Genomic DNA, 21,623 nt, shown 5'->3' on the forward strand with positions numbered 1-21,623 from the left:
AACCACTGCTACAGTGGAAATATCAGAAGCACCTTAGCTTAAAATCAGGCTGTTTTGGGAGGTGGATTTGGAGGGGCCAGGGCATACAAAGATGCCGTTGTGATATAAACCCAGTTATTTTCTATATCCTTTTCAATAGATTGAAACAATAGTGCATTGAGCGGTGAGCAGTACAGTGAGCTATAAAAGCGAAGGGTGTTGTCTTTCTTTTCTTTTCGCTCCATGTCCCCACCCAGGGCATTGGTCAGCAGGTTTTGGAGTTTTTTGTTGAGTTGTGTTTCTTCATGGTCCCACCAGCACCAGTAGTGGATTACTCCGTCAATTACCTCTTGGCTTACAACATCATACATTTGATCGTTGTACTCAAATTCTTTGTCATGTTCCCAGTGTAGTTTGCTGCTTTCTTCGGGAGTGAATTTTAGAAGCACCAGCTCATCCCTGTCTATACCTGCGACAAGCTGCTTTTTTAATACCCTGCGCACCTGTTTTTTTTCATAACTCAGCCATGTGAAGGTTCCCAAAAAGGGGGCCGTCATACATAGAAGGAGTACTATAGCAGGTAACTGTCGTTTCAACGCATCTGTTTTAAAGATGCAAGATAAGTATAATTGATTGATTAATAATGAGGAAAGTATCAAACGGCAGATTGGTCATTTCACTGGTTTATAAGTGAAACTAACCACGGCTTCGTCTTTACCGCCGGCCTTTGTGTAAAAGTCTACTGCCTGCTGGTCCTCGGTGTGTGCCATTACGAATACCTCTTTTGCACCCTGGTCACCGGCATATTTCATAATTTCCCGAAGCAGCATTTTGCCTAGTCCTTTTCTTTGGTACGCGGTTTTAATGGCAATATCATAAATGAATATTTCAGGGATACCTGAATAATAGTTAGCAAGTTCGTATGCGGTAAGGCCACCGATCACCTCATGTTCATTTAAAATAGCATAGGCTATAAAGTCCGGCCTTTGCAGGGGATTGAACTGCACGGCATCGGTTAACTGAGGTTGGTTATCTTCAAATACCTCACGAAACAGCTCAACCAGTTTTTTGAATAAATGGACATCGTTCTTACTGAGTTGCCTGATTTTAAAATTCTGTAGTGTCATAGCGACTTTGGTTATCAGTTTTGTTCTGTGGCTTTCATGGGCCTGGGTTTGTCGAAAGTCAGTACAAGGATAATACCTGCGGTATACGCGATCAAATCCAGCCATTCAAAGGAAACACCAATAATGATCCTGGCGATTTTATAGTCTTCAAGGCCCAGGAGGTAAACCAGCCCGAAATATTGTCCGGCTTCCACAAGATAGGAAAAGAGAAGTACCGCCAAAGCCATTCTTGTAACAGATACATTGAGAAAGCTTTTAAAGAAGGTGTATATCAAAATTACAACCAGCAGGTCGCCGATGTAGGGCCTGATGATCCTGTCGTGAATATACAAGGCGATCAGTATTTCAGTAATCAGTAGACCGATGGTCAGGAAAAAGTATTTCTTTTGAAATTTAAACATTAGTTGCTATTATCAGAAGTATTTCGAATCAGTTGAACATAAAACCGGATGGCATTTTCAAAGTCTTTAACCGGGATACGTTCATTTATACCATGAAACGTGGTGATGTTATCGTTATTGAGATAGAACGGGGTAAAGCGGTAGACATTGCTGCTTAGCGGATAGTAGTAACGTGAGTCCGTAGCACCAATAACGAGATTAGGAGTGACCACAGCCTGTGGGAATAGCTGTTTTATAGTGGTATGGATGGTCTGGTACCCGAAGGAATCCGCACTGGATGATTCCGGGGCTTCGCTGTTGAAGGAGCCTTCTTTTACTTCTATGCGGTCATCGGCAAGGGTATTGATTACATAGTCCTTCACATCGGCAATACTGGTGCCCGGCAGTATCCTGAAGTTGACCGAGGCGTGCGCTTCATACGGGATTACATTTTCTTTGATTCCTCCCTGAATTATAGTGGGCGCTGTTGTGGTCCTCACCAGGGCATTGCCTGAAGCCGTCTTTTCCAGTGAGCTGATGATCATCGGCTTGAAAATAGAAGGATTGGCAAAGGCCATCTTCTGCATAAAAGGCATTTCAGGGCCAATGTGGGTCATAAAATCCTGCACCGGTTGTGTGATTTCAGCAGGGAAGGGGTTGTCCTTCAACTTGGCTACGGCTTTGGATAATACATCAATGGCGGTTTCCTCTTTGGGCATGGATGAATGTCCGCCTTCGATGGCCACGGAAAGGTTTAAAGTAACAAAGCCTTTTTCTGCCGTGCCGATCAGGGCCACATCTTTATCCGTGCCGGGTATCAGACCCTGGGTAATGGCAAAGCCTTCATCAAGCACAAATTCTGCTTCCACACCTTTATCTTTCAAATGTTTAACGATGGCTACAGCCCCATTGAGGCCTCCAAGCTCTTCATCATGCCCGTAGCAAAGGTAGATGGTACGCTTAGGTTTATAACCTTCCTGCAAGAGCAGTTCGACCGCTTCAAGGTTGCCGATTACGCTGATCTTGTCATCAATCGCACCACGTCCCCAGATTATCCCGTCTTTAATGGTGCCTGCAAAAGGATCAACACTCCATTTTTTGAGGTTTTCCGCTGCTACAGGTACCACATCCAGGTGCCCCATAAGGATCACCGGTTTAAGCGATGGATCTGATCCCTGCCACTGGTATACCATACTGAACTTATTGATGTAAGTTACTTCCAGAAGTGAATCTGCCAGCGGATAAGTGTTTTTAACAAATTCCCGGAATTGATAAAAAGCTGCCGAATCAAAGTCCTGAGGGTTTTCATGAGAGATGGTGCGAATAGATAGCGCCTTAGCCAGATGCTCTTTGGCTGAGGGCGGTATTACGCTTTCAGGAGCAGGTTCAACAGTTATTTGTTTTGAGGGAAACGCAAAGGTGTTGTATAAAATATAACCAGCAACTACCAAAATGAGTGCAAGTACAATCAGGAGTATTTTTTTCATGCAGCAAACTACTATTAAAAATGATTATTGACAATGATGTTTTTACGGGAGGGGGGGTGTTTGGGTTGTTGTGTTGCGTCACCCCGAAGTTAAGAGCGTATGCTGAGTTATCTGCTGGGAAGGATGGGTAAAGGCGAAAAAGTAATCGGTGAGAAGTAATCTGTGATTTAGGTATGATTGGACTTCAAAAAATTACGCGTCATTCTGAAATTTTCTTTCTATACACGGAATATCATTGCCGCGCTTCATAGAAAATATTCAGGATCTCCCGGACCAGAAGCTGTGTATGAGGCCTTTGACTACACACTAATGCCGTGGAGTCCTCTTCGAGAGACATCCGCCGGGAAATAATAACAGATATATATAACAAAAGCGTTGCAGAGCCCATACCACGTCTTTCCGGAATTTTCGCAGAGCAGCGGAGAAAATATCCGGAATCCCGAAGTTAAGAGCACCAGCAGAGAGGCCTGCGTAATATCAGATAGAGTCAACCCCGAAACTATCTACCTCTATAGCTTGCCCGGGTTCCAATCCATCCAGGGTAATAGCTCCGATACGAACCCTGACCAGCCTTAATGTAGGAAAGCCCACTGCTGCGGTCATTTTACGTACCTGCCTGAACTTTCCCTCGGTTATGGTTATGGACAGCCAACTGGTCGGGCCGTGCCTTTCGTCCCTTATTTTTTTGGCGCGAGGTGGAAAGTCGGGAGGGAGGTCAAGGCGAAAGGCTTTGCACGGCAAGGTGGTATAGGCGTTGCTTCCCATGCCTATTTCTATCCCGGTTTTTAATTGCTCTATGGCCTCATCTGTTATTTCGCCGTCAAGCTGGGCATAATATTCCTTTTCAATTTCTTTGCTTCGCACCTGCTCGCTTGCCTTACCATCTGTGGTCACCAACAGCAGTCCCTCCGAACTTTCATCCAGCCGGCCGATAGCCATGGCACCCTCGGGGAAGTTATAAAGGTCTCCGAGCATTTTCTTGTTCCTCTGCTTGTTTTGATTGCTGACGAACTGCGACAAATAACCAAAGGGTTTGTACAGGATGAAGTGGTGGTGTTTGATCATAAGGTTGTGCACGGAGAAGCACGTGCGTATTACTGCTATATATCAGTGGCTTACGTTTCAGGAATAGTTTGGTCTTTTCTATGATTTTCAGCCATCTCAATAGCTGTTTTAAGAAGTCCGATAAGGCCAATTCCAAAGACCACAACCCCGGAGGAAATTTCCTGAAGGTGCTTATTGTTTGTAAATAGCAAAGAGTATAAACCGAAGGCGATTACAATTATAATGAGTGAAAACAAATAGATCAGGAATACTCTGGAGTATTTTGGATTTTCCCATATTTTTTTTGAAAGCTTGTTTTGCACCTTTTTCGTATCCTGTAGTGTTGATAAGCTGATGCCTAATCCCATAAATATCAGCACTTTATTAAAGTCATCCCAAATCGTGTTTAAGTCAGATATAAGAGGCTTATAGGCATAGAAAAGTGCTATAATAATGAAGGGGTACTGGAGATAGCTGAGGTAGTGGAAAATGCTTTTTGCTGCTTTCATGGTATTGAAGTGTAATGTAATGTATTCTCAAGATAAATACTGGGTTTTTGTGATACAAGTTAAGGGGCTCCTCAAAGTCCGTTATAATTTGTTCCTTGCATTGAAACTGAGCGTTTAAACCATTCCTCCCGCTCATCCTCATCCATCAGTACAGGTTTACTATTATCCGCTTTGTAAGGTATTACCTGCACTTCCTGGTTGTCTTTTTCAAAAGTTAGCTTTACCAGTATCCCTTCATGGGTTTTGGGGTTGGGGTTGTCAAATATGAGGTTGCCGATGCTGTAAAACACGGGTTTGCCTTCTATATATTCAAAGCTTTGGATTACATGTGGGTGGTGGCCTATAATGGCGTCAGTACCTGCGTGGATCAGTTTTTTTGCATCTTCGCGCTGTATGGAGGTAGGGGTTTGGTGGTACTCGGCACCCCAATGGAGGGTAACGACTACAAGCCTTTGAGGAAATTGCTTTTTGTATTCCCGGATGTTTTTTGACAGGTCGGAAATAGTAGCCTGGCACATACCGGGGGAGTCTTCCAGATACATCCAGGCTTCCAGCCCGAGGGTGACACTGGCGAAAATGGCAACTTCTATATCACCTTTTTGCAACAAAACCGGTTCGCAGGCTTTTTTTTGGCTTAGGCCATAGCCTACCGGCACCAGATCTGCGGTATTTAAATTTTCAGCGGTCATTACCAACGCTTCACGGCCGTGGTCATAGCTGTGGTTGTTGGCCATGATGCAGTGGGTGATGCCGGCGTCACGGAGGTCGGATAGCCATTCAGGTTCAGCTCTGAACACATACTCTTTTGTTAAAGGAGTGTGTTGGTCAGTTACAGGGCATTCCAGGTTAACGACGGTATAATCAGCCTGATCAAATACCTCGCTGATATCTTCTGTCAGGTATTCCAGTCCTCTGGTATTGATCCTGGCCCTGATTCCTCTGTCAAGCATTACATCTCCGCCAAATACTATCTCCATGCGATCTGGAGCAGAGCAGGAGGATAGTAAAATGAGCAGTAGGAAGAACTTGTATGGCATCAGCAACCTGAACTATAAAGATACTCCTGGATTTCAGGTTTTATCGTTTTGTTAAGGTCAAGGATCACCTCATCCATCCATGGAGGTAACGGGTAACGCTTTCCTTTCTGCAGCATTTGTTGCCATTGCTCGTCCGTGAGCCTTTGGTTCAGTGGTTGCGGGAATTCGTAATAGCTGAAAGTGGCACCTTTGGTAATGTACAGATAGCCTTCAATTTCCACGAGCACATAGATGTCATTGGCGTAGCCTACACCTACATGCAATATCCCTGCTTTTTCGCCCTGATTATTGGTGTAAATATCGGCAACTACCGATATTTCCTTGTCGGGGCCGGATACTTCATCCCAGGTGTAAACACCGATGATGGAGCGGGTAATATAGTCCACTGAGCTGCCGATCAGCTCTATGGTACGGTATTCCTGTTCGCTAAGTGTTTCTCCTTTTAACTGCTTTTGGCTTATGGTAAGCAGGAACTTGCATAAATCACGCAATTCATTCTGCTTCGATTGCAGGCCATTGTCCAGTAGATCATGCTCTTTCAGAAGGTTTTCAGTCAGATCAAGTAATTCAAGGGCAGACTTCCAGTATTTGACATTAGGCTCTACATAACCAAGCACATAAGGTTCCGGAGGAGGTTCGCAATCACTACCGCCACCACACTCAACGGCAAATGGCTGCTCGGCATAGAGTATGGCATCGTGCTTCAGCTCTGCCCAGGATGCCAGCGCAGTATTCAGGTTCTTTTTGTTCCAGGCGGGCAACTGCATGAAATATGGGTACTTGTCATCCGGCTTAAGGAGCTCAGTTAACCCCTGTATCCATTTGGCATAGACCGTGGCATCCCAGTCTTCATAATTACTGTATTTGCTTTCCATTTTATGAAGAGAGGGGAGGAACTGGCCCCATTTTTTGCCCTCATCCTGTTCTTCAAGCAAGATATTTTTTGCTGCTTCACTTCCAAAACTGGCCATTACGTCAAGCCCCTGTGGATAAGGTCGTTTATCCAGGTCAGTCATTTCCTGGAGTATTTCGTTGTCCAGCACGAATCTGGCCGGCATAAAGTTGATTTTATCGGGACATGTCATTTCAACTTTAGGTTTGATGACGTTCTTTTTCGCAGCCAGAATCTCAAGGTCTTTGAGTATGGATGAAAGGCTCTCAGGTTCTAATAGTTCATCTATGTTCTGGTATTTTCCGTCAATGATACGGCAGATGTCCAATATTGAAAGGTTGTCCGGCTGGCCTATAAGGAATGAGGTGGGTTCCAGTATGGAAGCGTATAAACTCCGCAATGATTTGCCTGTTTTGTTTTGGCCCTGGTTCAGTACAGAGGCAGCTATCACTGCTCTTTTAAGATCAGTATTATCTTTCAGACAATAAGCCGCCGTTTGCAACCACTGCATGGCCTTGAAATATTTCTTGAGGTCATCAGTGCGGGTATAGTGCCCTCTGGGTTTGAATAGATCATAGGGGAATTCAAACTCTTTATATCCCGGCAATAAACTTGAAGGGGAGGAGGATGCAGTCTTAATATTGTTCAGCTCGGTGGATACTGCTTCACTGTATTTTTGAGGTACGGCAGGCTTTTTATCTTCTAAAACTGCCAGCGGAATGGCGTAGAATGCAGCATTATATTCCAGGGCTGATTTTGCCTCGGAAGATGAGCTTTGGGCCAATCGGTCAGTTTCCTGCAGGTAGCCTGAGAGCAATTCTTTAAGGACAGGTATGAACTTATTTTCCTCCAGTCCGCGCAGCATAAATGAAAAGTGCATGTGGAACAATTGCAGGTAAAGGTCAGTGGTTACAAAGTTCTGCGTCTGGCTGTAGTCATTTTGTTCGTACAGGTGAAATAGCTGTACATTATTGTTGGGTATTATAGCATACCCACGCTCCCTCATTGCGGTGATCAGCTTGTCAGGAAGCTGTCCGTACTGCCAGCGGTTAATGATATTGTTTACGTTAGGATATTTAAGTCCGTTTTTTTCTATATAATTTTCCTGCTTCCATTGATCTTCCAGGTTTTTGACCTTTTCCATAAAAGCAATTTCTTCCGGAGTATATTCGATAGGAGGGGCCGGTTGCAGGCCGCTATATTTGCAGTTCCCATACCATCGAGCATGCATAAGATTTACATACCAGCCTTTGGAAAGGAAGTATCCCCTCAAATCGGCTTTCATAAAAAGGTATCCGTAACGTGCGGGAATGGTATTTCTGATTATACGGAGCTCTTCCAGTGTTTTGCCAGAAAGGTCCTGCCCCAGATCAAAGGGAGGCAGTTGGGCTCTTTGCTCTTCATACGTAAGTGTATCAAATTCAGGTAAAAATTCGTCTATGTAATATTCTTCAGTTTCTTCACTTTCATCACTGCTCTCAACGGCGGCCTGTTCTTTATCTTGCTCTCCTGTTGTATCCTGCTCCTTATTTTCTTCTTGCCGGGAACATGAAAAAACAAAGAATAAACAACATATTATTATTGATTTGAATCGAAATATATTGAGCGTCATATACTGTAAGTAAGTTTGAGGCTCAATTTAAGACAATCTTTAATGAAGGTGAAATTTTTTAGCTTCTTCCAATGATATTTTACGCCTGATATATTTTCTCAAGGCAAGGCCGAACCCATACCATTCATATTCAGCAATGAGGTATTGACCATCGGGCTCTTTTTCTATTGCTCTGATGAGAGCTCCTCCCTGTTCATTTTTGAGGATCCCAAACTCCACCAGAGGGTGACTTAGGGATGACCCTAACCAGAGTGGTATGATGCTCTTGTTGCGCACCTGGAACAGAAAAAGGCGCTTTCGTACCAAGGTGTCATACCTTGTACGCTTAATTACTCCCACAGCCAGGTCTTCGGTGCCATCGTTGTTAATATCGCCATGTTGAAAGGCAAATACAGGGTAACGCAGTGGCCATGTGCTTACAACAGAATCATTAGACATACTTACCAGCTCATTATAGTCATTGTGTTTGTGCAGTGTTACCTGAACAATGCCATCTTCGGTTGATATAGAGTATTTATCAGGTTGTTCGTTGCTGCAGGATGAAACGGATAGTATAAAAACAAAGCTCAGAAGTATATAGCATTTCATGGCTGACAAATATAACCGAATGAACTGTATATGATAGCACAAGTGAAGATACCATAAAGCTTTAAAATTCAACTTTTCTCTTCTTCTCAACACTTATTTCGGAGCCCTCTGCAAGCATCACCGATTTTGGTGTTGCCCGGGATAGTTCTACAAACTCTTCACCATATATCGTTCTGAAGTCCACGTTGATCTCGTATTCATTGACTTTGTAAGCATTCCACCGTGGATGCCGTACTTCGTATTCCATGGTACTATGATTGTTTACCTTAGTGTAGCCCCAATAATGCTCTGTAATAAATTCTTCTTCCGAACCTGCTGCAATTTCATGCGGCAGCAGGTCCGCTTTGATCATCAAAGAATTGACTTTATTCTGATATTCCCAGGCGTACCATACCGATCGGTATTTTTTAAGCTCCTGCCACTCATGCGACATACGCATGGTTTGATAGTGCTCTTTATAAATGGTATTAGCCACGACAGTAATGGCATGCTTTGGCACTATTTCTTTGATAAAGACTACTCCTCGTCTCCATTCACCTTTCTGCTTGTGGCGAACATAAAACCGGAGGTTGACTTCTTCAAAGTTTCGGTGAAATGGGATAGGGAGGCCGAGCAGACGCGTATTGACAAACATGAAACCTACTAGGCTGACGTAGCAGGTATTATTCCATAAGTCAATTTCCGTGCCTTGGGGAACGTATCGTTTAAGTATGCCGGGATCTGTTTCATAGTTGGCAAGTGCCAGCTTTCCCCATTCTGCTTTCAGGAAACTCATAATCGATATCGATGATTAAAGAGGTGGTATATTAGCTTGCGGAGCTAAATTACTAAAATGAATGATAAAATGTCTCGCATGGTAAAGCGCTTGCCTAAACCCAGCTTTGTGCCGTGGCATGATCAAGGGCATCCTTAGAGTCGCTCATGATGAGGAAGGGAATGTCTGTGGAGTTGGCCATTTCCTTCAGAGCCTGCTTCCGATGGTCTGTATGCACATGCCTGATGTATATGGCTTTGATGCGGCCAGGGTACTTTTTGTACAGGTCCAGATATATTTCCGGATCTTTTTGTCCACTGTCTCCGATGCAGATAAATGACAGGTTATTGAAAACCTCAAAGAGGTGCTCAATATGCTCTTTTTTGTACTCGTCCGTATCCTGTTTAAACCATTTTGTGGGGTCAAGCCCGATATTGCGAAGAAAGAATGGCGCCCGTGGTATGGATTGATGCTCACAGAAGCTTACCAACATATCATACAGGTTATAGGAGCTACCGGAAACGAAAAATAGCGGGTTTTTGCCATCGGCTGTCAAATTGCGGTAGAGGTGGTCTACACCATCAAAGGCCACTCTGCTTTTGGCATCTTTCGTGAGCATGATGCGCAGTTTTTTTATGGTATGCATGGCATCTGACTTGATGATCGTATCATCTACATCAGAAATGATCCCAAAGCAGTTTTGCTGATTGCAAACCTGTATGGCGCTTTCAGCGATTTCTTCATATTTCAGGTCATAAGGCATATCAGTAATCCGTAGTTTCACCTTGTGCCATCCATCTTTCAACTGCTGTCCTTCCAAATCAAAAACCAGCATGAAGTAACCTTCTTCGTTGCTTTTTGTTTTGGCGGTGAGTCCATAAAGCTCTCCTTCAATTTCCACACCGGGTACTTCATCACTTTCATACCGTTTCCATACTTTGTAAATATTGTTCCAGAGAGAACCCTCCACTTCATTATCCTCATGGATCATCCGCTCTTTTTCGAGTATTCTGCCATTGATATAGGCTTTGGTGCTATTGGCATAACCATGATATGGAAATATAATGACCGGGTCAAACAGGTTAAGTGCTTCTTTGATACGGATCTTAGTCTTATCGACCGCTTTGTCGGCTTTATGGGCCATATGTCTGAGTGACTGCATATAAAATTAACAGTGCAGTGGATAACATGTTTTGCAGTGGATGGTGGAATGGCTTCTGTTTTCATTCACACCTGGGGGACTGTCCCCCGACAGCCGCCTTGTAAACCCATAAATTGGTTGCAAATAAAAGAGATGTATAGAGGATGATCTGTCAGGGGACAGACCACGGAGGAGAGGAGAAAGGCCATAGAGATGTGTCGATACTGTACAAGTACAACTTCAGCCCTGAGAGGGCGCTATCTATCAGCAAAAGGTGTAGCCTTTGTAACTAGCCAAATAAGAAGCAAACCCCGAAGGGGCGGAATTTCTTCACTTTTGCAATATTACTTCCAGTAGAGTCTCTCGCAGAGGACTCTACGGTATTCGAAGCTACAATCTTTAATTATGGCAGGAGACCATTGCCGGTAGAAGGCGATGCTCAGAAAGGTAGCAACCTCTGCTTTAAGGCTATTACCCTCAGCCGGCGTTACTGAACAGTTCAGCTTTACCAAATTTTTGCAAGTTTAGTAAAGCCGGTGTTTAGCTCTGCCAGGCTGCCGTTCGTGCTTCCTGTAAGGTGATCACCACACCCGGAGGCTGTCCCCTGACAGCCACCTCGTAAGTAAATTCATCGCTATGGATATGACTAACTGTTTGGATAAAAGGCATTTTGTAGATGGTCTGTCGGGGGACAGACCGCGGAGACTTTACTACAGCCTGCTTTTAAATACTGCAATCTTATCCTCCAACTCCTTTTTCAGGGTTTCATTAATGATCTGGCCGTTTTCAAAATTTTGTCTGAAAGATGGCAGAGAGAAGGATTCTATGACTTCCGCTCCGCATTTAGGAAAGAATGGTTTTGCTGCGTTCATCACATTACCGCCGCCATATCCTCCGGGTGAAGTAGTCATGAGTAGCATTGGCTTTCCTGCAAAAATGTTCATATCAATACGGCTGCACCAGTCAAGCACGTTTTTGAAAGCTACTGTATAGCTCCTGTTATGTTCTGCCAGAGAGCAAACTATAGCATCGGCATTGCTCATGGCCTCCCGAAAATGCCCGACAGCTTCAGGAAAACCTGTCTTTTCCCTGTCAACCGAAAACAAAGGCATCTCATACTCATTCAGATCAAGAAGATTGGTTTCAAAATCAGGAAAGTAAGTCAGAACAAATTTTACAAGCTGCTTATTGATAGAAGTGCTGCTGTTGCTTCCTGCAAAGGCTACTATTTGCTTCATATTTTAGTCTTTAGATTTTAGTACTGAGTATTGAGACCAGGTATTCGGTGAACAGTAAACAAGTAAACAGTGAACGGAGAGCAGTAACCAGTAACCAGTAAACCGCGTCATCCTACTAAGACATCTCTTATTTCTTCGGTTTTGTCAAATACACTTTTTGCAAAGGGGCAAAGTGGAATGATCTTCACATTATTTTCACGTGCATAGTCTACGGCAGCATGTACCATTTTATAGCCTACGCCCTGACCTTTGAATTCCGGGTTTACCTCGGTATGGTCTATGATCATTTTATCCTTACCAGCCCATGAGTAGGTCATTCGCCCGGCCTCTTTGCCGTTATCTACAGCTTTGAAAAAGCCTTTGGTTTCCCTGTTAAACTGTTGAATATCCATTTTTATAAATTGCTTTTTGTTATTTTTTAGCTTCAGGGAGCGGTACAAAATCTGTTTCTCCCGGTACTTTTGGAAACTTCTGTTCGCTCCAATCATTGCGCGCTTTTTCTATCAGAATTTTGTCTGAGCTAACAAAATTCCAGTGGATGAACCGCTCTTCCTCGAAAGGCTGTCCTCCAAAAATGTAGACCGTGCTATTGGCACCAATCTCAAATTCGCACAGGCTGCTTTCCTTTGCGATCAGAATATGCTTAGGCTCATAAGTATGGCCATCGCTTTTGATATACCCTTCGAGTATATAAAGCGCACTTTCACCAAAGAGGTGTTCACCAATAGATAATGTTGCCGTTTTGGTGCTTTTGATTTCTAAAAAATATAGCTGGCTATGTACGGGAACAGGTGATTTTCGGCCAAACGCTTCACCGGCAATCAATTTCATAGATACACCATCCTGCTGCCAGTGCGGAATATCTTTGGCTTCAACATGAGAGAATGATGGTTCGGAGCTTTCCAAAGCTTTGGGCAATGCTACCCAGATCTGCAAGCCATGCAGACTTTTGTCAGAATTTCTGAGGTATTCTGGGGTACGCTCCGAGTGTACCACGCCTTTGCCCGCCGTCATCCAGTTGACAGCGCCGGGTTGTATTTCTACCTCATAACCCATGCTGTCGCGGTGCATGATGGCTCCTTCAAATAAATAGGTCAGGGTAGAAAGCCCGATGTGAGGGTGGGGGGGAATATCAAAGTTTTCATGGTCTTTTAGAGTGGTTGGCCCCATGTGGTCAATGAATACAAATGGGCCTACAGCTCTTTTTTGGCGGAAGGGCAACAGCCTGCCTACCATGAAGTTGCCGATATCGGCGGCGCGTTCTTCAATAACCAGGTCTATGTTTGACATGTTCGTGTATGCTTGTTCTGAAATGTTAAAGATAGATTGTAGATCAATGTTAAGTCAAACGAATTGGATTTTTTTATTTTTTCGTTATCAAACTCAGATAAATGTCGGGGTTTATTTTTATGTCATTGATTGTCAGGTATTTGATTGTTTTTAACTTGTTTTTTAGTTTTTTACTAAAAGCAGTTACCCAATCTGAACGGGCAATAATGATACTCCGGGTTGACAAAGATCAAAGAATGAAGTTTGTTCGGGAAGTGGATCAGTTGCATGGAGCCGACAGAATCCATAAGGAAGTGCCAATGGCCGTGCATATTGCAAACGGCTGAGATAATATGTGATTATAAAGCAACAAGGTATCCTGATATTACGGGATACCTTGTTCATAAAGAAGCTAGACCTTGTATTCTTTCCCCTTCAAAAACTCATCGGTAAAATGCTGCCGGTGCTTTTCTTCGGCAAATTTTTGAGTATTGAACTGTTTGGACTGGCCTTTGGCAATAGACAAGGTCTGCCAGCTATCTTTTTTGGCTATTTTACCAATATATACGATCTGCCCTACATGGTACGCATAGTGGGCAAGCTGGCGGTTGATAGCCTCTACCACCGTGTGCCCCTGATTACGGATAAAAATCTCACGGTCAAGATCATGGTCATTTAAAGGCCTAAGTGCTTCAAGCAGACACTTCCAGCCTTCATTCCATTTGTCCATTAGCTCCTGCCGGTCAGCAATATTATTTTCAAACTCAGCATCACGGTCACGCCAGGTTTTCTCGCCGTCTTCCATAAGAAAATCTGTCCACCGGGAAAGCATATTGCCCCACAGGTGTTTCACGATAGTGGCAATACTGTTGCAATCATGCGTGTATTCCCACATCAACTGCTCATCAGTAAGTTGAGCAAAAGTCTTCTCACCCAGCAGTTTGTAATATTCAAACTGCTTAATGATACTTTCCAGATAATTACCTTTCATAGCGTTGGTGTATTTGGTAGAGTTTTTCTTTATCCTGGTTTGCCTACTGCCCTTGCCGGTTGTTATTTGAGTTTATCTTTTATGATAGAACACAATAGAGGCTTTATCTATTACATTCTGATTCAGATAGTAGCCCACTATTGCAGGGTTGGCCTTGCTGTCCAGCCCGAGTTTATCCACTTTAAGGGCATATACTGTAACAACGTACTGATGAGGGCCGTGGTTTTCCGGAGGGCAAGGGCCACCGTAGCCTGCCATGCCAAAATTTGTCAAACTTTGCACGGCACCTTTAGGGGCAAGGTTCTTCGCAGGGTCTCCGGCTCCGGATAACAGTTCGTTAGTGTCTTTGTCAATATCGAAAACCACCCAGTGCCACCAGCCACTTCCGGTAGGTGCATCTTTGTCATAAATCGTAACAGCAAAGCTTTTGGTACCCTCAGGAGCATTTGTCCATGAAAGTTGAGGCGATATATTCTCTCCGGTGCATCCAAAGCCGTTAAATACCTGTTTTTTTGTGGCCTGTCCGGTAAGCTCATTGCTTTTAAGGGTAAAAGTCTGAGCCTCGGCCATAACAGTTGCAAGTACAAATAGTAAGATTAAAATACTTCTCATAATTATCATTTTTTAGTTTTTACAAAAGTGAGAAGTTGTAGCTTCAAAAAGTTGCGCTAAAAGTCCAGACTGTTTTTCTACAGGCTCAACTTTTCGGGGCAAGCTTAAAATCTGTGGAGTAATCTTTGAAAATTAGTAGACCGCGCCTATTGTTATTTCATTTTGCCAACTGCTGTCAACAACTGTCCGTCAAGCACAAAGGTGAAAAGTTAGTGTCTCCCTATAAACTCCGCCTGATCCAGCTTTTCCGGCCTGTAGCTTTTTGGAGAAGTGCCAAAGTGCTTTTTAAACTCATTGCTGAATGCTGAGAGGTTTTCATACCCCAGTTCAAAATAAATCTCGGATGGACGTAAATCATTTTGAAGAAGCAATGCTGCTTTTTTCATTCTTTTGGATATATAATATTGCCGCGGTGTGGTATCGTATACTTCCCTAAACCTCCTTTTGAAAGTAGACAGGCTCATGTTGCACAAAAATGCCAGCTCTTCATTAGACAGGTTAAAGCTATCAGGGCGTTCGATAATGTTTTTGAAGACTACATCCTTGTTGTGACTCAGTGCTTCTTTTATAAAACAAGTAAGTTCATCCGGGTATCTGCCAAAAAGGTATAGCAGTATTTCGTTAAGTTTAGACCGAATTAAGGGAGGACTTGGCTTATTGCCCATCAGCAGAAGGGATCTTTCAAATGTGGTGATGTACTCGTCTTTATCGAGAATTTTTGTACGATCGAAGTTCGGAGCTTTTTTGGCCTGGTCAATCGGGATGTTGTTGATCCTTACAAAATCGTTTAGAAAATCGTTGGAAAAGAAGAAAAGTACGCTCTTGTAAGCATTTTCAACTGTTGTTTTTTCTGTCATTAAAGTGTTGCCCGGTCGTAGCAACATCAATTGGCTCTGATCAAAAGAGAATTTAGCGGTGGCACTGTAAACTGTTTTTTCACCTTTGAGTAAAAGGCACAGTAAATTCTGGCTAAACCTTACTTTGTTTTTCAGGGAAGATTGCTTTGCTTCATAATAATGAATGCTTACGGTTCGATGGCCGTCATTAAACTCCTCCGGTAGATGGCAGACTTTTTCGGTCATACAAGTAGTCCTGATTTTGATTGATAGTGAAAAATAGCGATTATTTTGTATGTACTCAAGTCGGAAGGTTTTTTCTTATATCTGATGCAGGGTTCTAAGTTGCTGATGGCCAAAGCAAAGAGCTGTCACCATAGCTTAAAAAGCGATAATCATTATTTAAGGCTTCCTCGTATATTTTTTTCCAGTTTTCACCAATAAATGCAGCCACCAGCAATATAAGTGTAGAGCCGGGCAGATGGTAATTGGTGATCAGTCCTTTACATACCTTGAATTCATAACCCGGAAAAATGAAAATCTCCGTATGTCCGATCAAAGTTTGCCGGTTGGTCTCAGTCATTAATTTTTTAACGGCTACAAAAGCTTCGTGAGCTGAGGGCAGAGCAGACCCCTCAAACTGGTAAGGCAGGAGTTTTTCAATATTAAAACCGGTGTCATTTTTCAACAATATTTTTACTCCATACCAATATAAACTTTCAAGCGTGCGCATAGATGTGGTACCTACTGCCACCACCTTGGGATTCTCCAGCAGGGCATCGATATTTTTCATGGTTATCACCACTTGCTCGGAGTGCATGGGGTGGTTGATTACATTCTCCTCCTTTACGGGCTGGAAAGTGCCAGCACTGACATGTAGTGTCAGGTAGTTAAGCGTTACACCCTTCTGCTGCAGCTTTTCGAGTACCTGATCGCTAAAATGAAGACCGGCGGTAGGAGCAGCCACGGCGCCTTCGTGGTGAGAGTATATGGTCTGGTATCTTTCCTTGTCCTCTTCACTTACCTCCCGGTTGATGTACGGAGGCAGTGGGATTTTACCGGCAGCCTGGATAACATCTACAAAAGTGTAATCATCATCCCAGGTAAACTCAATAATTTGTGTGCTGCGATCTACAACCCGGGCCTTTAAAGTCACCGGTTGATCGTGCATAGGAAGCACAAGCTCCAACACCTGCTCATCTTTCCACTTTTTCAGGTTGCCCACCATGCATTTCCATTGGCAGCTTCCCTTAATCCACATGGATTGTGCTACATCGCGCGTAGGTTGCAGCGGTTCGAGCAGAAAAACCTCAATATGTGCCCCCGTTTCCTTTCTGAAATGCAGGCGTGCGGGTATAACCCTGGTATCATTGAAAAACAAAGCAGTATCTTCAGGAATGTAGTCGCTAAGGCTTCGAAAAACGGCATGCTCAATTTTGTCTGAATTATAAACGAGCAATTTCGAATTCATCCGTTCCTTCAAAGGGAATTTTGCAATTCTCTCATCGGGCAGGTCGTATTTATAGTCGTTCAGGCTTATTGGAGGCAGTTCTTTTTCTGTCATGCTGCAAATATAGGGTGAGGTTGTTGATTAAATGGGATAAATCCATCAAATTGTGGCCTTATCTGATCACGTTATGCCCTTAAAAACATCTTACCAGAAGTATATCCTGAATTTTAAGTTTGATGCCGGCACCTCGAGGGGTGTTTTAAAAGAGAAAGAAACATGGATCATAAAGGTGTGGGACACCTCCCGGCCTGAGGTGTATGGGCTTGGTGAGTGCGGCCCTTTGAAAAAGCTCAGTATAGATGACCTGGAAGACCTGGGCGAACGGCTCGAAAAATGCCTGGAAAACCTCGATGGCATGGACTTGCCCACGTCAGAAGAAGAAATATTCCGAATTGCCGATGAGCTTGCCGGTGCGGATTTACCTGCTGCCCGGTTTGGGATAGAAACGGCACTTCTTGACTTGCTGAATGGTGGTAAGCGGGTGATCTTTAACAATAGGTTTGTACGGTCTGAAATGAGAATACCGATAAACGGATTGATCTGGATGGGGCATATGGAAGCTATGCTGCTGCAAATTTCCAATAAGGTGGAGGCCGGTTTTGATTGCCTTAAAATGAAGATCGGCAGCCTCGATTTTGAAAAGGAATGTGATATTCTGGATTATGTGAGAAGAAAATACTATCAAAGTGACATTACGCTGCGGGTCGATGCCAATGGCGCTTTTAAAGTGCACGAAGCTATGGATAAACTGGAAGCCCTGAGCAAATACAGGTTGCATTCCATAGAGCAGCCTATTGCCGCCGGACAGCCGGCTGAGATGGCCAGGCTTTGTCAAAACACTCCTGTGGATATCGCCCTGGATGAAGAACTGATAGGCGTGTATGGCAAGGACGCAAAACAGCAGCTACTTGAACAGATCAGGCCGCAATATATCATTTTGAAGCCAACCTTGGTCGGAGGGATACATTCCTGTAAGGAGTGGATAGAAATAGCAGAGTCTATGGGGGTTGGATGGTGGCTCACCTCGGCATTGGAATCCAACATAGGTCTCAATGCGGTTTGCCAGATGTCGCCCTATCTGAATGCACTGGGCTATCAGGGGCTGGGTACCGGACAGTTATACCACAACAATATTCCTTCCCCTTTAAAAATTGAAGCAGGCCACATCTGCTATGGCAATGAGGAATCGTGGGACTTTGCTAACTTGGGGTTATGAGCAAGGTGATTTCAGAAAAGAGACTCCACGACGAAGGGAAGGTTTGGGTCTTCAACAAAGACTATATTGCCGAGTTTGTCTACGGTGGTATTGATGGGGCCATCACTACCTTTGCCGTAGTGGCAGGGGCAGCGGGAGCCAGTGCTGACCTTACCTGGGTACTGATCTTTGGATTTGCCAACCTGATAGCTGACGGCTTTTCTATGTCAGTAGGTAACTTCTTTTCGGTCAAAGCCGATCGGGATAATTTTGAAAAGCATAAAGCTGTTGAATATTGGGAAGTAGATAACCTTAGAGAAAGGGAGGTAGAGGAGATCCGTGAAATATATGCTGCCAAAGGCTTTGAGGGCGAATTGCTGGAGAAGGTAGTGGAAGTCATAACCGCAGATAAAGATATATGGGTGGATACCATGATGAAAGAAGAGCTGGAAATGACCAAAGATGATAAAACTCCTTTTAAAACGGCCTTCGCTACATTTGTTTCGTTTAGCATCATTGGTATCATCCCGTTGCTGGCTTATGTTTTTGCTGCTATTTTTAACATAGCCACCGACAACCTTTTCATGATGTCTTCCATAGCCACTGGTATCGCACTCATGTTTGTCGGCTATTTGAAGAGTATCGTCACCAACACCCGGTGGGTAAAAGGAGTACTGGAAACACTCTTACTCGGTGGATTGGCTGCATTCCTTGCTTATTTTGTTGGAGAAGTCCTGGCCAGGTACTTTTTGAATTAGACAAACAGCCATCTTTGTATTCAGACTGTCATTTGTAAGGCTTTGGTTTACAGAGGTTGTGTTGATTTTATAAAGACTTAATTCTAAGTTTTTTTGTGGATTTTTTGTAACTTCTTTTAATTAAGCAGGTCTACTATAAAACTCAAAACACAACAACCATGGTCAAAAATTACCTCAAAGTTGCTTTTCGCAGCATACTGAAGAGCAAAGTATTTTCTATTGTCAATGTACTTGGCCTGGCCATAGGCATTGCCGCATTTTTACTGATCGTACAGTACGTCAATTTTGAACTGAGCTACGACAGGTTTATCCCTCAATCCGAAAACATTTACAGGGTGACTCTTGAGCAGTATCTCAACAATGAGATGATGACGGAGTCCGCGGAAAACTACCCCGGAGTAGGCCCGGCCATGTTGGAGGAGGTTCCCGAGGTAGCAGGATATGCACGGCTTTACAACATGGGCTACAAAAATAACCTCGTGATCACCTATGAAGATGCACCCAACGGCCCGGTTATGTACAAACACCGGCACTTCCTGTATGCAGACTCAGCATTTCTGCCCATGTTTGGCTATGAAATGGTCAGAGGAGATGCCGCAACTGCGCTGGCCGAACCGCTTTCAGCAGTTATCTCCGAAGAGTACGCCAGGATGTACTTCGGAGAGGAGGAACCTATCGGTAAAATGCTCCACCTGCAAGACGATGATTTCAATAACGAATTATGCAAAGTAACCGGTGTATTCAAAACGCTGCCAGCCAATACCCATTTGAAATTTGATGTGCTGTTTTCGTATGAGACCCTGTACTCTCGTGGTGATTGGGCTCCGGCCCGTTACAATGAATCGTGGCGAAGGAAGGACATGTACACCTATGTAAAGCTTAACCCGGGCACTGACCCTGATGTGGTAGCTCAGAAACTGCCCGATCTGATCCGCAAGTATTCTCCCGACCTGATTGAGGCCAACCGGGAGGACGTTCTGAAACTTCAACCTATAACAGATATTCACCTTTATTCGAAGCTGGCCGATGAAGCAGAAGCCAATGGTAACGGCAGAAATGTCTATGCCCTGGCTTTAATAGCTTTCTTCATCCTGCTGATCGCCTGGGTGAATTACGTAAACCTGTCCACCGCCAAAGCCATGGAAAGAGCCAATGAAGTGGGGGTGCGCAAGGCGCTGGGAGCGTTTAAAGGTCAGCTTATGAGGCAGTTTCTCATTGAGTCTGCCATAGTAAATTTTGCTGCATTGCTATTTTCTTTTATCATCATCGCTTTGGTTATGCCACTGTTCAATCAGACGTCAGGCCTTTCACTGTCATTCTTTCAGTTTTTTGAAGGGTGGTTTATCCTTTGCAGTTTACTGATTTGGGTATTAGGTACGTTGCTGTCAGGGCTTTACCCTGCGTTTTTCCTTTCCTCGTTTAGGCCTGTTAGTGTTCTAAAAGGCAAGTTGAGAAATTCGGGGAGAGGAGCATTGTTAAGAAAATCACTTGTTGTTTTCCAGTTCATAGCATCAGTAGCCCTGATCTCGGGCACTATCATCGTTTACAACCAACTGTCTTATATGCAAAGCATGGACTTAGGCATGGAGATCGATCAGGTGTTGGTGGTAGAGCGGCCGGGAGTTGCTCCACGCGACCGCCAGGCGTTTTCATCCAATATTGATGTGTTCCGTGAGCAACTGGGGCAGCATCCGGCTGTTCAGGGAGTTTCCACATCTATCACCATTCCCGGCAAAAAGAGGGAATATAAGGCCGGAGTCAAGCGCTATGGCAGTCCGGACGATGAGGTGGTGACCCTTCGCATGAATAGCATGGACTATAATTTCATTGATGTTTTCGGTATGGAGCTTCTGGCTGGCAGGGCTTTTTCAGAGCAATACCCCAACGATCCCGACACTTCGGTGATCATTACCAACTCTGCGGTCAAGCTTCTGGGTTTCGAAAAACCGGAAGATGCTATTGGCCAGACTTTGGTAGTGCCTGGTTATGACTGGAGCGCCATAGTTGCAGGAGTCGTGAACGATTACCATCAGGAGTCGCTCCAGAAAGCTCAAGATCCTATTATATTTTACTGCACCCTTTATGGAGGTGAATTTTACTCCATGAAAGTAAATACCACTAACCTCGACGAGACCATTAAACATGTAGAGGCAAGTTGGGAAAAGGCCTTCCCCGGCAATCCTTTTTCTTACTTCTTTCTCGATGACTACTTTAACAGGCAATATGAAAACGAACAAAAGTTCGGGAACCTGTTTGCCTCATTTTCAGTACTGGCCATTATTGTCGGTTGCCTGGGACTTTTCGGTCTTTCGGCCTTCACGGCCCGCCAAAAGACCAAAGAAATCGGGATCAGAAAAGTGCTGGGGTCATCAGTAAACAGTATATTCTTTTTACTGTCCAAAGACTTTATCAAGCTCATAGTAATTGCCATTATCATAGCTGTGCCCTTAACCTACTACGGCATGACCCAGTGGCTCAACGGCTTCGCCTATCGCGACAACATCGCCCTCTGGACATTCATAGTCGCCGGCGCCGCAGTAATACTGTCTGCACTGATAACAGTGAGCTTCCAGACCGTAAAAGCCGCCAGAGTGAACCCTGTGGACTCGTTGAGGTATGAGTAGTTTTTGGTGAGCGGTAAACTGTTGGAGTGGCTAGGTTGGA

Annotated in this window: 22 protein-coding genes; 3 read left to right on the forward strand and 19 right to left on the reverse strand. The window is 44.1% G+C overall.

Annotated features, from left to right (window positions below; translation table 11 throughout):
• Positions 1-44 precede the first annotated feature (44 nt).
• From LVD17_RS19815 to LVD17_RS19900, 19 genes are all read right to left on the reverse strand, one after another.
• Entirely contained in the window at positions 45-575 is a 531-nt protein-coding gene (locus tag LVD17_RS19815; protein WP_233760748.1) for a hypothetical protein, read from the reverse strand.
• A 75-nt stretch (positions 576-650) separates the two neighbouring features.
• Positions 651-1,106, reverse strand: coding sequence for a GNAT family N-acetyltransferase (locus LVD17_RS19820; protein WP_233760749.1), 456 nt, complete (start codon positions 1,104-1,106; stop codon positions 651-653).
• 14 nt (positions 1,107-1,120) lie between these two features.
• Complete coding sequence (locus LVD17_RS19825) at positions 1,121-1,507, reverse strand: ribosomal maturation YjgA family protein (protein WP_233760750.1); 387 nt, start codon at positions 1,505-1,507, stop codon at positions 1,121-1,123.
• Positions 1,507-2,973 (reverse strand): M20 family peptidase, encoded by a 1,467-nt coding sequence (locus tag LVD17_RS19830; protein ID WP_233760751.1) that lies wholly within the window; start codon positions 2,971-2,973, stop codon positions 1,507-1,509. The genes LVD17_RS19825 and LVD17_RS19830 overlap by 1 nt, the downstream gene beginning before the upstream one ends.
• A 477-nt stretch (positions 2,974-3,450) precedes the next feature.
• Positions 3,451-4,038 (reverse strand): pseudouridine synthase, encoded by a 588-nt coding sequence (locus LVD17_RS19835; protein WP_233760752.1) that lies wholly within the window; start codon positions 4,036-4,038, stop codon positions 3,451-3,453.
• A gap of 50 nt (positions 4,039-4,088) precedes the next feature.
• Complete coding sequence (locus LVD17_RS19840) at positions 4,089-4,526, reverse strand: hypothetical protein (protein WP_233760753.1); 438 nt, start codon at positions 4,524-4,526, stop codon at positions 4,089-4,091.
• 71 nt (positions 4,527-4,597) lie between these two features.
• Positions 4,598-5,503: a CapA family protein gene (locus LVD17_RS19845; protein WP_233760754.1), complete on the reverse strand. Its 906-nt coding sequence runs from the start codon at positions 5,501-5,503 to the stop codon at positions 4,598-4,600.
• A 59-nt stretch (positions 5,504-5,562) separates the two neighbouring features.
• Positions 5,563-8,067 (reverse strand): DUF3160 domain-containing protein, encoded by a 2,505-nt coding sequence (locus LVD17_RS19850; protein ID WP_233760755.1) that lies wholly within the window; start codon positions 8,065-8,067, stop codon positions 5,563-5,565.
• A 39-nt stretch (positions 8,068-8,106) separates the two neighbouring features.
• Positions 8,107-8,655 carry a hypothetical protein gene (locus tag LVD17_RS19855; RefSeq protein WP_233760756.1) on the reverse strand — a complete coding sequence of 183 codons (549 nt, stop codon included), beginning with the start codon at positions 8,653-8,655 and terminating at the stop codon, positions 8,107-8,109.
• A 61-nt stretch (positions 8,656-8,716) separates the two neighbouring features.
• On the reverse strand, positions 8,717-9,430 hold the full coding sequence (locus LVD17_RS19860; RefSeq protein WP_233760757.1) for a YqjF family protein: 714 nt from the start codon (positions 9,428-9,430) through the stop codon (positions 8,717-8,719).
• Positions 9,431-9,524: 94 nt separating this feature from the next.
• The gene (locus tag LVD17_RS19865; protein WP_233760758.1) at positions 9,525-10,553 is read right to left on the reverse strand and encodes a phosphatase domain-containing protein; all 1,029 of its coding nucleotides are present in this window, start codon (positions 10,551-10,553) and stop codon (positions 9,525-9,527) included.
• Between the two features lie 537 nt (positions 10,554-11,090).
• Entirely contained in the window at positions 11,091-11,219 is a 129-nt protein-coding gene (locus LVD17_RS28520) for a hypothetical protein (RefSeq protein WP_255702486.1), read from the reverse strand.
• 41 nt (positions 11,220-11,260) lie between these two features.
• Positions 11,261-11,788 (reverse strand): NADPH-dependent FMN reductase, encoded by a 528-nt coding sequence (locus LVD17_RS19870; RefSeq protein WP_233760759.1) that lies wholly within the window; start codon positions 11,786-11,788, stop codon positions 11,261-11,263.
• A 107-nt stretch (positions 11,789-11,895) separates the two neighbouring features.
• Positions 11,896-12,180 (reverse strand): GNAT family N-acetyltransferase, encoded by a 285-nt coding sequence (locus tag LVD17_RS19875; protein ID WP_233760760.1) that lies wholly within the window; start codon positions 12,178-12,180, stop codon positions 11,896-11,898.
• 19 nt (positions 12,181-12,199) lie between these two features.
• Complete coding sequence (locus tag LVD17_RS19880) at positions 12,200-13,078, reverse strand: pirin family protein (RefSeq protein WP_233760761.1); 879 nt, start codon at positions 13,076-13,078, stop codon at positions 12,200-12,202.
• A 391-nt stretch (positions 13,079-13,469) separates the two neighbouring features.
• Positions 13,470-14,048 (reverse strand): DUF1572 family protein, encoded by a 579-nt coding sequence (locus LVD17_RS19885; RefSeq protein ID WP_233760762.1) that lies wholly within the window; start codon positions 14,046-14,048, stop codon positions 13,470-13,472.
• Positions 14,049-14,120: 72 nt separating this feature from the next.
• Positions 14,121-14,660: a YbhB/YbcL family Raf kinase inhibitor-like protein gene (locus LVD17_RS19890; protein ID WP_233760763.1), complete on the reverse strand. Its 540-nt coding sequence runs from the start codon at positions 14,658-14,660 to the stop codon at positions 14,121-14,123.
• 209 nt (positions 14,661-14,869) lie between these two features.
• Positions 14,870-15,742, reverse strand: coding sequence for a helix-turn-helix domain-containing protein (locus LVD17_RS19895; RefSeq protein ID WP_233760764.1), 873 nt, complete (start codon positions 15,740-15,742; stop codon positions 14,870-14,872).
• Positions 15,743-15,836: 94 nt separating this feature from the next.
• Positions 15,837-17,060 carry an S-adenosylmethionine:tRNA ribosyltransferase-isomerase gene (locus LVD17_RS19900; protein ID WP_233760765.1) on the reverse strand — a complete coding sequence of 408 codons (1,224 nt, stop codon included), beginning with the start codon at positions 17,058-17,060 and terminating at the stop codon, positions 15,837-15,839.
• Between the two features lie 73 nt (positions 17,061-17,133).
• On the opposite strand from LVD17_RS19900, the gene LVD17_RS19905 reads away from it, so the two are divergent.
• From LVD17_RS19905 to LVD17_RS19915, 3 genes are all read left to right on the forward strand, one after another.
• On the forward strand, positions 17,134-18,222 hold the full coding sequence (locus tag LVD17_RS19905; protein ID WP_233760766.1) for an o-succinylbenzoate synthase: 1,089 nt from the start codon (positions 17,134-17,136) through the stop codon (positions 18,220-18,222).
• Positions 18,219-18,959 (forward strand): VIT1/CCC1 transporter family protein, encoded by a 741-nt coding sequence (locus LVD17_RS19910; RefSeq protein WP_233760767.1) that lies wholly within the window; start codon positions 18,219-18,221, stop codon positions 18,957-18,959. Before LVD17_RS19905 ends, LVD17_RS19910 begins: the two co-directional genes overlap by 4 nt.
• A gap of 158 nt (positions 18,960-19,117) precedes the next feature.
• Positions 19,118-21,583 (forward strand): ABC transporter permease, encoded by a 2,466-nt coding sequence (locus tag LVD17_RS19915; RefSeq protein ID WP_233760768.1) that lies wholly within the window; start codon positions 19,118-19,120, stop codon positions 21,581-21,583.
• Positions 21,584-21,623 lie beyond the last annotated feature (40 nt).

Origin of the sequence: Fulvivirga ulvae (assembly GCF_021389975.1) — a bacterium.
Classification (GTDB): domain Bacteria; phylum Bacteroidota; class Bacteroidia; order Cytophagales; family Cyclobacteriaceae; genus Fulvivirga; species Fulvivirga ulvae.